The organism is Cellulomonas sp. C5510 (assembly GCF_019797765.1).
GTDB lineage: Bacteria > Actinomycetota > Actinomycetes > Actinomycetales > Cellulomonadaceae > Cellulomonas.
In genome coordinates this window covers 1-12,528 of record NZ_CP081862.1, presented here as the reverse complement: position 1 = coordinate 12,528, position 12,528 = coordinate 1, and the positions used below count along the sequence as shown (strand labels likewise).

Sequence of the window (12,528 nt, the reverse complement as noted above, 5' to 3'; positions counted from 1 at the left end):
GCCCGCCGGCGTCGTCACGGGTCAGCGGCCTGTGGTGGTGGAGCCAAGGGGACTCGAACCCCTAACCCCCTGCTTGCAAAGCAGGTGCGCTACCAATTGCGCCATGGCCCCGTGTGCGACCGGGTGCGGCCGCACCGGGAGGTGCTGCGTGGGCGAGCCCTACTCGACCGGGTCGGTGACCTCGGCCCACAGGTCCCGGTCGTCGCGCTCGGCGGCGTACCGCGTCCAGGCGACGTATCCCGCGACGGCCACGGCCGTCAGGAGAAGGAGCTTCTTCACGGGTTCCCCCCAGGGCTCGGGAGTGGGCCTAAGAGGACTTGAACCTCTGACCTCTTCCTTATCAGGGAAGCGCTCTAACCGTCTGAGCTATAGGCCCGTCGCACGGCTGGCGTGCCGGACGAGACTACCCCAGCAGGGGCTGCCCGCCCAAACCGCGGGTCACTCGTCCGTCATGGTGACGTGCACGCCACCGACCAGGGCGGCGGTGATATTGTACAGGAACGCCCCGATGGTGGACAGCGCGGTGATGAGGAAGACGTCGACGACCCCGATGAGCGTGGCCACGGAGATGACCCGGTCGAACTCGACGTACTGCATGATGTCGAAGTCGGAGTCCGCGAGGATCTCGGTGATGAGGCCGTTGAGCTTGGCGAACACCTCGAGCCCGTCGAGCGTCAGCCACACCACGGCGGCCGCGACGACGATCATGATGCCGATCGCGACGGACATGAGGAACGACAGCTTCATGACCGACCACGGGTCGACCCGCGAGATCGCGAGGCGGACGCGCCGCGGGCCGGCCCCGGTGACCGAGGGGCGCGGCGCGGTCGCGGTCTCGGCGTCACGCGCGGGGCGCGGCGCCGGCTTGGTGGCGGTCGCCGTGCCGGCCGCGGCGGCGCCGGCAGGAGCGGCGGACGCCGGAGCCGCCGACCCGGAGGTCGCGCCGGCCGGCTTGCTGGAACCCGCGGGCTTGCCCGCGGGCGACGCGCCGCCGGTGGCGGGCCGGGCCGGGGCGGTCGCGGAGCCGCGGGGCGCGGTGGGCGTGGCCTGCGTGGACGCTGCGCCGCGCGGCGAGGTCTCGGTGGCCGTGCGACCGCCCGACGGCTTCTCGGACGCGTCCGCGGCCTTGCGCGGCGGGATCGACGGAGGCGTGTCGCTCACGCATCCTCCTCGGAGGTCTCGTCAGCCACCGGGGCTTCCGGAGCTGTGGTGGCGCTGGTGTCCTCGAGGGCGGCGGATGCCACGTCCGGCTCGCCCGTCGCACCCACGGTACCCGCCTCGTCGCCGAGGTGACGTTCGATGTTGCGCGCGACGGCGATGATCCGGTCGCCGTTGTCGGGCTTCGCGAAGATGACGCCCTGCGTCGTGCGACCCGTGGCGTTGACCTCCGACGTGGCCGAGCGCACGATCTTGCCGCGCTCCATGATGACCAGCACCTCGTCGTCCGCGTCGGTGACGAGGGCGCCCACCAGGTCGCCGTTCGCCTCCGGGAGGTTGGCGACCTTGATGCCGAGGCCGCCACGCCCCTGCACGCGGTAGTTCTCCACGGTGAGCGCCGTGCGCTTGGCGATGCCGCCCTGGGTCACCGTGAACAGGAACGCCTCCTCACGGACCACGTCCATGGCCAGCAGCTCGTCGTCGGCGCGGAACTTCATGCCCGTGACGCCGGAGGTGGCGCGACCCATCGGCCGCAGCGCCTCGTCGGTGGCGGTGAAGCGCAGCGACTGGCCCTTGCGCGACACGAGGATCAGGTCGTTCACGGAGTCGACGATGCGCGCCGACACCAGCTCGTCCGGCAGGCCGTTCTCGTCCTCGCGGAGGTTGATCGCGATGACGCCGCCGGACCGGTTGGAGTCGTACTCGGTCAGGCGCGTCTTCTTGACCAGGCCGCGCTTGGTGGCGAGCACCAGGTACTCCGCCTGCTCGTAGTCCCGCAGGTCCAGCACCTGGGCGATCTTCTCGCCCGGCTGGAACGCCAGCAGGTTCGCGACGTGCTGGCCCTTCGCGTCCCGGCCACCCTCGGGCAGCTCGTACGCCTTGGCGCGGTAGACCCGGCCGAGGTTGGTGAAGAAGAGCAGCCAGTGGTGGGTCGTCGTGACGAAGAAGTGGTCGACGATGTCGTCCTCGCGCAGCTGCGCGCCCCGGACGCCCTTGCCGCCGCGGCGCTGCGCGCGGTAGCTGTCCGACCGGGTCCGCTTGGCGTAGCCGCCGCGGGTGATGGTGACGACCATCTCCTCCTCGGCGATGAGGTCCTCGACCGACACCTCGCCGTCGAACGGCAGGATCGTGGTCCGGCGCTCGTCGCCGTACTTGTCGACGATCTCGTCGAGCTCCTCGCGGACGATGCCGCGCTGCCGCTCCGGGGACTCGAGGATCGCGCGGTAGCCCTGGATCTCCCGCTCGAGCTTGGCGTAGTCGTCGAGGATCCTCTGGCGCTCGAGCGCGGCGAGCCGGCGGAGCTGCAGGGTGAGGATCGCGTTCGCCTGGAGCTCGTCGATGTCCAGGAGGGCCATCAGCCCGGTGCGGGCCTCGTCCGCGTCGGGGGAGCGACGGATCAGCGCGATGACCTCGTCGAGCGCGTCGAGCGCCTTGAGGTAGCCGCGGTAGATGTGGATCTGCTCCTCGGCCTTGCGCAGCCGGAAGCTGGTCCGCCGGACGATGACGTCCATCTGGTGGGTCGTCCAGTGCCGGATGAACGCGTCGAGGCTGAGCGTGCGCGGCACGCCGTCGACCAGCGCGAGCATGTTGGCGCCGAACGTGTCCTGCAGCTGGGTGTGCTTGTACAGGTTGTTGAGCACGACCTTCGCGACGGCGTCGCGCTTGAGCACGATGACGAGGCGCTGGCCGGTGCGGCCGGAGGTCTCGTCGCGGATGTCCGCGATGCCCTGGACCCGGTTCTCGCGCACCAGGTCGGCGATCTTCTTCGCGAGGGTGTCGGGGTTGACCTGGTACGGCAGCTCGGTGACGACCAGGCAGATGCGGCCCTGGATCTCCTCGACCTCGACGACCGCGCGCATCGTGATGGAGCCACGCCCCGTGCGGTACGCCTCGTCGATGCCCTTGTGCCCGAGGATCGTCGCGCCGGTGGGGAAGTCCGGCCCCTTGATGCGCGTGAGGAGGGCCGCGAGCAGCTCCTCCTTGGACGCCCCGGGGTTGTCGAGGTGCCAGCGGACGCCCTCCGCGACCTCGCGCAGGTTGTGCGGCGGGATGTTGGTCGCCATGCCGACCGCGATGCCGGCGGAGCCGTTGACCAGCAGGTTCGGGAACCGCGAGGGCAGGATCGACGGCTCCTGGGTGCGGCCGTCGTAGTTGTCCTGGAAGTCGACGGTGTCCTCGTCGATGTCCCGCACCATCTCCATGGCGAGCGGGGCCATCTTGCACTCGGTGTACCGCGGGGCCGCGGCCGGGTCGTCGCCGGGCGACCCGAAGTTCCCCTGGCCCGCGACCAGCGGGTACCGCAGCGACCAGTCCTGCACCAGGCGGACCAGGGCGTCGTAGATCGCCGTGTCACCGTGCGGGTGGTACTTGCCCATGACGTCGCCGACGACGCGCGAGCACTTCGAGAACTGGCGGTCCGGGCGGTAGCCGCCGTCGTACATCGCGTACAGGACGCGGCGGTGCACCGGCTTGAGGCCGTCGCGGACGTCCGGGAGCGCGCGGCCCACGATGACGGCCATCGCGTAGTCCAGGTAGGACCGCTGCATCTCGAGCTGCAGGTCCACCTGGTCGATGCGGCCGTGCTCGATGTTGTCGCCGGTCAGCTCTGTCACTGGTCAGTGTCCTTCGGTGGGACGGGGCCCGGCGCGCAGGCAGCCGGCCGGGCGGGTCGGGCAGGTCAGATGTCGAGGAACCGCACGTCGCGCGCGTTGCGCTGGATGAACGAGCGGCGGGACTCGACGTCCTCGCCCATGAGCACGGAGAAGATCTCGTCCGCCGCGGCCGCCTCGTCGAGCGTGACCTGCAGCAGGGTGCGGTGCTCGGGGGACATCGTGGTCTCCCAGAGCTCCGAGTAGTCCATCTCGCCCAGACCCTTGTAGCGCTGGATGCCGTTGTCCTTCGGGATCCGCTTGCCGTTCGCCTGGCCGTCGGCGAGCACGGCGTCCCGCTCCCGGTCGGAGTACACGTAGTCGTGCGGGGCGTTCGACCACTTGATGCGGAACAGCGGCGGCTGCGCCATGTACACGTGGCCCTTGAGGATCAGCTCGGGCATGTACCGGTACAGCAGCGTCAGCAGGAGCGTCCGGATGTGCTGGCCGTCGACGTCGGCGTCGGCCATGAGCACGATCTTGTGGTAGCGCAGCTTGGAGAGGTCGAAGTCCTCGCCGATGCCGGTGCCGAACGCCGTGATGAGCGCCTGGACCTCGGCGTTGCCGAGCGCCCGGTCGAGGCGGGCCCGCTCGACGTTGAGGATCTTGCCGCGCAGCGGGAGGATCGCCTGCGTCTGCGGGTTCCGGCCACGGACCGCCGAGCCGCCGGCGGAGTCGCCCTCGACGATGAAGATCTCGCACTCGGCCGGGTTGTTGGACTGGCAGTCCTTGAGCTTGCCCGGCATCGAGTTCGACTCGAGCAGGCCCTTGCGCCGGGTGGCCTCGCGCGCCTTGCGGGCGGCGATGCGGGCCTGGCTGGCCTGGATGGCCTTGCGGATGACGTCCCGCGCCTCGTTGGGGTGCGAGTCCAGCCAGTCGCCGAGCTGCTCGTTCACCACGCGCTGCACGAACGTCTTGGCCTCGGTGTTGCCGAGCTTGGTCTTGGTCTGACCCTCGAACTGCGGCTCGCCGAGCTTGACCGAGATGACCGCCGTGAGGCCCTCGCGGATGTCGTCGCCCGTGAGGTTGTCGTCCTTCTCCTTGAGGATGCCCTTGTCCCGCGCGTACCGGTTGACCAGCGAGGTCATCGCGGCGCGGAAGCCCTCCTCGTGCGTCCCGCCCTCGGTGGTCGAGATGGTGTTCGCGTAGGTGTGCACCGACTCCGAGTAGGCGTTCGTCCACTGGAGGGCGATCTCGACGGAGATCTTGCGTTCGGTGTCCTCCGCCTCGAAGTCGACGACCTCCGGGTGCACCAGCTCGACCTTCTTCGCCGAGTTGAGGTGCTTGACGTAGTCGACCAGGCCGCCGTCGTACCGGTACACGACCTTGCGGGCCGCAGCCGGAGCCTCGTCCGCCGCGCCGTCGCTGCCGGCGACCTCGTCCTCGGTGTCGCCGTGCTGCGGGCGCTCGTCCGTGAGCGTGATCTGGAGGCCCTTGTTGAGGAACGCCATCTGCTGGAACCGCGAGCGCAGTGTCTCGAAGTCGAAGTCGACGGTCTCGAAGATGCCCGGGTCGGCCCAGAACGTCTGGGAGGTGCCGGTCTCCTGCGTGGCCTCGCCGCGGCGCAGCTCGCCCGCCGGCTTGCCGCCGTCCTCGAAGTCCTGCTCCCAGGTGTACCCGTCGCGCTTGACGACCGTCTGCACGCGCGTCGACAGGGCGTTGACGACCGAGATGCCGACGCCGTGCAGGCCGCCGGAGACCGCGTAGCCGCCCCCGCCGAACTTGCCGCCCGCGTGCAGGATGGTCATGACGACCTCGACCGTCGGGCGGCCCTCCGTCGGGTGGATCGCGACGGGGATGCCGCGGCCGTTGTCGACGACGCGCACCCCGCCGTCGGCCAGCAGCGTGACCTCGATGTGGTCGCAGTACCCCGCGAGCGCCTCGTCCACGGAGTTGTCGACGACCTCGTACACGAGGTGGTGCAGGCCGCGCTCACCGGTCGAGCCGATGTACATGCCGGGACGCTTGCGGACGGCCTCGAGGCCCTCGAGCACCGTGATCGCGGAGGCGTCGTAGGCGGGAGCCCCGTCCACCGTCCTCCCCGGTGCGTTCGGGTCGTCGACGGCAGGTCCGGTGGAGGGGCTCTGGTCAGCCACGGGCGGTGGTGCTCCTCAGTTCTCACACGCGGCGGAGGGGCCCCTCTGCCCGGCGGGAGAGCGGATCACTCCACGACGACGGAGATCGTGCGTCCTGGACCGGCGCAGACGCGCCAGGATGTCACTCCACAGTGTACCCGGCCCCGCGCCGGAACCCCCGTCGAACCGCGGGCCTGTGGATGCGTTCCCGCGGTGCGGTCCCGCGGCATCAGCCCCAGGTGTCCCGCGCCCCCCGGCCGCGCACCGAGCGCTTGCCGCGCCCGAAGCCCGGCCCGGCCGGTCCCAGCACCCTGACCTCCTGGACCACGCCCTCGCCGACGTCCTCCGAGAGCCGCCGGACGAGCTGCGGGGCGAGCAGCTTGAGCTGCTGCGCCCACGCCGAGGAGTCGGTGCGCACCACCAGGACGCCCTCGGCGAACGTCTCGGGCGTGCAGTGGTCGGCGATCTGGTCACCCACGACGTCCCGCCACCGGCCGATCACCCCGCCGACCGACACCTCCTGCACCCAGCCGCGGTCGCGGAACAGCGAGGCCATCGTGCTGGACACGGTCTGCGGGTCGCGCGGGTGGATCCCCGGGCCACCGCGCTCCGCCGGCGAGAGGGGCGAGCGTCCGCGCGCCTGCTGGCCGGGGCGGTACCCCTTGGACCGGGCCACCGCACGGAACCGGGCGAGGGACGTCCGGGCCATCTGCGCCGCCGGGGTGACGTCGAGCTGCTCGCACACCGGGACGGCGGGGTCCAGGACGGGGGAGACGCCTTCGGCAGCGTCCGGGGAGCCCGCCGCGTCGGCGGCGCCCGCCGGTCCGGCGGGACCCGGGGGGGCAGAAGCGCCTGCCGCGTCAGGCGCCGGCACGGGCGACCTCCGACGCCAGCACGTCGAAGCGCGCACCCGCCAGGCGGTCCGGGACGTCGCCCGGCACGGCCGCCGTCACGAACACCTGCCGCGCCCCGGCGACCATCTCCGCCAGGCGCGCCCGCCTCCGGGCGTCGAGCTCCGCGAACACGTCGTCGAGCATGAGGACCGGCTCGCCGTCCGGTCCGCTGTCCGCCACCCACAACGCCGCGGCGTCGTCGCCCGTCCCGGGTCGAGGCCCGTGCGTGAGCAGGTCGTACGAGGCCAGCCGCAGCGCCAGCGCGAACGACCAGGACTCGCCGTGGCTGGCGTAACCCTTCGCGGGGAGGTCACCCAGCACGAGCGTCAGGTCGTCGCGGTGCGGGCCGACCAGGCAGACGCCGCGCTCCAGCTCCTTGGGCCGGACGCGTGCCAGGGCCTCGAGCATCTGGGCCTCGACCTCGGCGTGCCCCGCACCGGCGTGCGGTCCGCCGCCCGGACGCCGCGCCGCGCCGTCGCCGTCCTCGTCGGCACCGAGAGCGGCCGCGAGCGAGGACCTGTACGTGACGCGGGCCACCCCCTGGCCCTCGCTCACCCGCTCGTACGCGTCACCCACGTACGGGTCGAGGGCCGTCACCACCGCCTGGCGGGCGACGACGACCCGGGCACCGAGCTCCGCGAGCTTCGCGTCCCAGACGTCCAGGGTGCTGAGGTCGAGGCCCGACCGGGAGCCGCGGAAGCCGGCCGCCGACTTCAGGAGCGCCGTGCGCTGCCGCACCACGCGGTCGTACTCGGAGAACACGCCCGCGAGCCGCGGCGTGACCTGCACCGCCAGCTCGTCCACGAAACGCCGGCGGCCGTCCGGGTCCCCCTTCACCAGCGCGAGGTCCTCAGGCGCGAACAGCACCGACCGCAGGGCACCGACCACGTCCCGGGCACGCGACGGCGTGCCGTTCAGCTTCACGCGGTTCGACCGGCCCGAGCCGAGCTGGATGTCGATCACCAGAGCCCGCTCGGACCCGTCGTCCTGCGCGCGGACGATGCGCGAGCGCACCACGGCCGCCGGTGCGCCCGCCCGGACGAGCGGCGCGTCGGTCGGCACGCGGTGGCTCGAGAACGTCGAGACGTAGCCGATCGCCTCGACGAGGTTCGTCTTGCCCTGCCCGTTCGGACCGACGAGCGCGGTGATCCCCGGCTCGAAGGTCAGGTCGACCTGGTGGTACGACCGGAAGTCCGTCAGGGACAGGTGCGAGACGTACATCGACGCGGCGTCAGCCCTCCGAGCGCACGCCCGACGGGGCGTCGCCGGAGATCGGGGCGCCGGCGGCGCGGACGGCGTGCCCGCCGAACTGCTGACGCAGTGCGGCGACGGCCTTCATGGCCGGCGACTCCTCCTGGCGGGACTGGAACCGGGCGAACAGCGCGGCGGTGATGACGGGCAGCGGGACCGCGGCCTCGATGGCCTCGTCGACCGTCCAGCGTCCCTCGCCGGAGTCCGCGACCCAGTCGTCGATCGCCTCGAAGTCCTGGTCCTCCTCGAGCGCCTTGACCAGCAGCTCCAGCAGCCAGGACCGCACGACGGTGCCGCGCTGCCAGGCCTTCATGGTGCCGGCGACGTCGGTCACGATGTCCTTGGCCGCCAGCAGCTCGTAGCCCTCGGCGTACGCCTGCATGAGGCCGTACTCGATGCCGTTGTGCACCATCTTCGCGTAGTGCCCGGCGCCCACCGCGCCCGCGTGCACGAAGCCCTCCTCGCGGGGGCCCTCGGGTCGCAGGGCGTCGAACACGGGCATCACGCGGGCGACCTGCTCGGCGTCTCCGCCGACCATGAGTCCGTAGCCGTTGGCGAGCCCCCACACGCCGCCGGAGACGCCGACGTCGACGAAGTGGATCCCGCGCTCGCCGAGCTGCGCGGCGTGCCCCTTGTCGTCGCCGAAGTACGAGTTGCCGCCGTCGATGACGAGGTCGCCGGCACCGAGCAGACCCGCGAGCTCCTCGATCACGCCGTGCGTGACCTCACCGGCCGGGACCATGACCCAGACGATGCGGTCGCCCTCGGGCAGGGCGGCGACCAGGTCGGCCAGCGACGCGACGTCGGAGACCTCCGGGTTCCGGTCGTACCCCGTGACCTCGATCCCCGCGCGCCGCATCCGGTCGCGCATGTTCGCGCCCATCCTGCCCAGACCCACCAGGCCGATCCGCATCGCTCCACCTCTCGTCGCCCGCACGTCCCCCGCCCCTGCGAGCAGGTCCAGGACGTGGTGTTCGTCCGCCATTGTCCTGCGGCGTCGCCGCGTTGACGACCGATGCCGGTGCGTGGCCGGTCACACGGGCAGGGCCTCAGGAGGCGAAGCGGATGGGGACCAGCAGGTAGCGGTAGTCCTTGAGGTCCTCGCCCTCGAGCGACTCCTGGCCGGTGAACTCCACCGGCTTGTTCGGGTGCGTGAACGACAGCCTCACGAACGACGTGGTCAGCGCGCCGAGCCCGTCCAGCAGGAACTGCGGGTTGAAGGCCACGGCGATGTCCTCGCCGACCAGCGTGGCCTCGAGCGCCTCGGAGGCCTGCGCGTCGTCGCCCTGGCCGGCGTCGAGCACGACCTGGCCCTCGGTGAAGGTCAGGCGGATCGGGGTGTTGCGCTCGGCGACGAGCGCGACGCGCTTCGCCGCGTCCGCCAGGAGCTGCGTGTTGACCACGGCGTGGATGGGCGACTCGTCCGGGAACAGCCGCCGCACCGCCGGGTAGTCACCGTCGACCAGCAGCGAGGTCGTGTGGCGTCCGCCGGCCTCGAAGCCGATGAGGTCGACCCCCTGGCCGGTGGCGAGGCCGACGTTCACCGAGCCCGAGGCGCCGAGCGACTTCGCCGCGTCGGACAGGGTGCGGGCGCGGACGAGCGCGACGTCCGAGGCGTCCGGGAACGCGGGCTTCCACCGCATCTCCCGCAGCGCGAGGCGGTAGCGGTCGGTGGCGAGCAGGGTGACCTTCTCGCCCTCGATCTCCACGCGGACGCCCGTGAGCAGGGGGAGGGTGTCGTCCCGGCTGGCCGCGACGGTGACCTGGGCGACGGCGCGGGTGAGCTCGTCCCCGTCGACCGTGCCGGTGAGCGCCGGCATCGTCGGCAGCTGCGGGTAGTCCTCGACGGGCATCGTCAGGAGGGTGAAGCGGCTCGCGCCGCAGGTGACCGACACCTTGGTGCCGTCCAGGGACACGTCGACCGGCTTCGCGGGAAGGGCGCGGGAGATCTCGGCGAGGAGCCGCCCGGAGACCAGGACGGTGCCCGGCTCGCTGACGTCCGCGGGGATCTCCGAGCGCGCGGACACCTCGTAGTCGAAGCTCGCGAGCCGGAGGGTGCCGTCGGCGTCCGCCTCGATGCGGACACCGGCCAGGACGGGGACCGGGGGGCGGGTGGGCAGGCTGCGGGCGATCCACGTGACGGCTTCTGCGAGGACGTCGCGTTCGACGCGGAACTTCATGCCCCACCCTCTCGGTCGGGGGATCACAGGATCCCTGCTGTGCTGGTCGGTGCTCGGCGGCCCCCGGGGGCGTCGAGGGCGCTCAGGGGTCCCCCGAACACTACGCGAGGGACCAGGCCTCCGGTACCGACGAACGGGGGCTGTGGACGAACGTCGTGGGCCTCTGACGTTCGCCAGGACGGCACGGGAGAGCCGTGGTGACGGGCACCGACCGGCTCCGGCCGGAGCCCGGGTCGTCAGGGGGCGTCCTGACGACGGATCGGGGCACGTCGACGTCATCCCCAGGGCCCGTCGCGGTGCTCCGTGGCAGCTCCGTGGTCCCGGTGGGACGGGAGGGCGCTCGGACCGCCCGGCAGGGCACTGACGGGTTGTGGATCCTCTTCCTGGGTAACGGTCGTCGTCGTCTTCGCTTCTGTGGAACCTGGGGACGGTCGACGTCGTCGCAGGTCAGGCCCCGGAACGGGATGTGCACGAGCGCTGTGGACCCGCTGGGGACGGCGCAGGCGGACGGGGACGGAGCGGTCGTCGTCCTCCCGCGTCCCCAGAAACCGGAGGATGCGTCCACACGAACCCGGGGGGTCATCCACCGGTATCCACAGACTCGTCCACAGGTGTGAGTAATCGTCCCACCGCTCCTTCGTGCTCTGGTTGAGGCTGAGACACGGGACGTCCGTCCCAGGACGCACCGGACCCCCGCGCGGAGGTCCGGGCGGGGGTCCTGGCGGAGGAGGGGGCGACGGCTCAGCCGCGGCTCTCCTGCTTGATGCGGTTGGTCAGCTCGGTGACCTGGTTGAAGATCGAACGGCGCTCGGCCATGAGCTCGCGGATCTTCCGGTTGGCGTGCATGACGGTCGTGTGGTCGCGACCTCCGAAAGCCTGACCGATCTTCGGCAGCGACAGGTCGGTCAGCTCCCGGCACAGGTACATGGCGATCTGCCGCGCGGTCACCAGCACCCGTGACCGGGACGAGCCGCACAGGTCCTCGATGGTCAGGCCGAAGTACGCCGCGGTCTGGCCGATGACCGCCGTCGCGGTGATGTCCGCCTGGTCCTCGTCGGTGATGAGGTCCTTCAGGACGATCTCCGCCAGCGACAGGTCGACCTGCTGGCGGTTGAGGTTCGCGAACGCGGTCACCCGGATGAGCGCGCCCTCGAGCTCGCGGATGTTCGTGGAGATCTTCGACGCGATGTACTCCAGCACGTCGTCGGGGGCCTGCAGCTTGTCGTTCGCGGACTTCTTCCGCAGGATCGCGATCCGGGTCTCGAGGTCCGGCGGCTGCACGTCCGTGATGAGGCCCCACTCGAACCGCGACCGCATGCGGTCCTCGAAGCCGTTGAGCTGCTTCGGCGGCAGGTCGGACGTGATGACGACCTGCTTGTTCGCGTTGTGCAGGGTGTTGAACGTGTGGAAGAACTCCTCCATCGTCTGCTCTTTGCCCTGCAGGAACTGGATGTCGTCGATGAGCAGGACGTCCACCTCGCGGTAGCGGCGCTGGAACGCGCCGGCCTTGCCCTCGCCGATGGAGTTGATGAAGTCGTTGGTGAACTCCTCGGAGTTCACGTAGCGCACGCGCACCGAGGGGTAGAGGTTGCGCGCGTAGTGGCCGATCGCGTGCAGCAGGTGCGTCTTGCCGAGGCCGGAGTCGCCGTAGATGAACAGCGGGTTGTAGGCCTTGGCGGGCGCCTCGGCGACCGCCACCGCGGCCGCGTGCGCGAAGCGGTTGGACGAGCCGATGACGAAGGTCTCGAACAGGTACTTCGGGTTGAGACGGGCCGGCTCGACGCTCGGTGTGGGGCCGGCGGGCTCCCGGCGGAACGGCTCGGGCCGTGCGGGCTCCGGGGTGGTCACCTCGGCGGCCGACGCGAGGCCGGCTGCGGCGACGGGACCCGTGTCGCCGTCCTGGTCCGCGGTGCGGGCCGGGGGCGGACCCGCGGTGAGCGCCTCGCCGCCGCCGTCCAGCGACGGGTCGACGGTGATCGCGAACCGGGCCTCGCGGCCGAGCGCGCCGGCCAGCGCCTCCGTGACCTCCTGGCGGACGCGCGTCTCCAGGTAGTCCTTGGTGAGGTCGTTGCCGACGGCCAGCAGCATCGTGCCGTCCAGCAGGCCGAGCGGCTTGGCCAGCCGCACGAACGCCAGCTGGCGGGGGGTGATGTCCGGGCTCACCTCGAGCTGCGCCATGGCGGCCGACCAGACCTGGCCCAGCTGATCGTCCTGTCCTGACACCTGTACCTCGTCGCTGCCGTCGTGAGTCGCGTGGTCGAGTGTCGCACGCCCAGTCCGTGCGTCCACAGACTTGTCCACACCTGTGGGTCACGCGGGTTCA

At 71.5% G+C, this 12,528-nt stretch carries 9 protein-coding genes and 2 tRNA genes; all 11 read right to left on the bottom strand.

From position 1 onward, the window contains the following. Window positions 1–35: 35 nt before the first annotated feature. The 11 genes from K5O09_RS00055 to dnaA all read right to left on the bottom strand — a co-directional run bounded on the left by K5O09_RS00055 (window position 36) and on the right by dnaA (window position 12,383). Window positions 36–111: transfer RNA gene (locus K5O09_RS00055), tRNA-Ala, on the bottom strand. Between the two features lie 48 nt (window positions 112–159). After that, complete coding sequence (locus K5O09_RS00050; RefSeq protein WP_222170890.1) at window positions 160–279, bottom strand: DLW-39 family protein; 120 nt, start codon at window positions 277–279, stop codon at window positions 160–162. Between the two features lie 23 nt (window positions 280–302). Then, window positions 303–376, bottom strand: a tRNA-Ile gene (locus K5O09_RS00045). 62 nt (window positions 377–438) lie between these two features. After that, window positions 439–1,161 carry a DUF3566 domain-containing protein gene (locus tag K5O09_RS00040; protein ID WP_222170889.1) on the bottom strand — a complete coding sequence of 241 codons (723 nt, stop codon included), beginning with the start codon at window positions 1,159–1,161 and terminating at the stop codon, window positions 439–441. Beyond that, on the bottom strand, window positions 1,158–3,770 hold the full coding sequence (gene gyrA, locus K5O09_RS00035) for a DNA gyrase subunit A (RefSeq protein WP_222170888.1): 2,613 nt from the start codon (window positions 3,768–3,770) through the stop codon (window positions 1,158–1,160). The genes K5O09_RS00040 and gyrA overlap by 4 nt, the downstream gene beginning before the upstream one ends. A gap of 65 nt (window positions 3,771–3,835) precedes the next feature. After that, window positions 3,836–5,839, bottom strand: coding sequence for a DNA topoisomerase (ATP-hydrolyzing) subunit B (gene gyrB, locus K5O09_RS00030; protein WP_222172475.1), 2,004 nt, complete (start codon window positions 5,837–5,839; stop codon window positions 3,836–3,838). A gap of 271 nt (window positions 5,840–6,110) precedes the next feature. Next, window positions 6,111–6,755, bottom strand: coding sequence for a DUF721 domain-containing protein (locus K5O09_RS00025; protein WP_255595887.1), 645 nt, complete (start codon window positions 6,753–6,755; stop codon window positions 6,111–6,113). Next, complete coding sequence (gene recF / locus K5O09_RS00020) at window positions 6,742–7,995, bottom strand: DNA replication/repair protein RecF (protein ID WP_222170887.1); 1,254 nt, start codon at window positions 7,993–7,995, stop codon at window positions 6,742–6,744. Before recF ends, K5O09_RS00025 begins: the two co-directional genes overlap by 14 nt. A 10-nt stretch (window positions 7,996–8,005) precedes the next feature. Beyond that, entirely contained in the window at window positions 8,006–8,938 is a 933-nt protein-coding gene (gene gnd, locus K5O09_RS00015; protein ID WP_222170886.1) for a phosphogluconate dehydrogenase (NAD(+)-dependent, decarboxylating), read from the bottom strand. Window positions 8,939–9,074: 136 nt separating this feature from the next. Next, window positions 9,075–10,205, bottom strand: coding sequence for a DNA polymerase III subunit beta (gene dnaN / locus K5O09_RS00010; protein WP_222170885.1), 1,131 nt, complete (start codon window positions 10,203–10,205; stop codon window positions 9,075–9,077). 741 nt (window positions 10,206–10,946) lie between these two features. Further along, window positions 10,947–12,383: a chromosomal replication initiator protein DnaA gene (dnaA, locus tag K5O09_RS00005; protein WP_222172473.1), complete on the bottom strand. Its 1,437-nt coding sequence runs from the start codon at window positions 12,381–12,383 to the stop codon at window positions 10,947–10,949. Between the last annotated feature and the right edge of the window lie 145 nt (window positions 12,384–12,528).

Excerpts from the sequence above, each read along its gene's own strand:
- recF (WP_222170887.1), bottom strand. The coding sequence starts at position 7,995 with ATGTACGTCTCGCACCTGTCCCTGACGGACTTCCGGTCGTACCACCAG.
- gnd (WP_222170886.1), bottom strand. The coding sequence starts at position 8,938 with ATGCGGATCGGCCTGGTGGGTCTGGGCAGGATGGGCGCGAACATGCGC.
- dnaN (WP_222170885.1), bottom strand. The coding sequence starts at position 10,205 with ATGAAGTTCCGCGTCGAACGCGACGTCCTCGCAGAAGCCGTCACGTGG.
- dnaA (WP_222172473.1), bottom strand. The coding sequence starts at position 12,383 with ATGGCGCAGCTCGAGGTGAGCCCGGACATCACCCCCCGCCAGCTGGCG.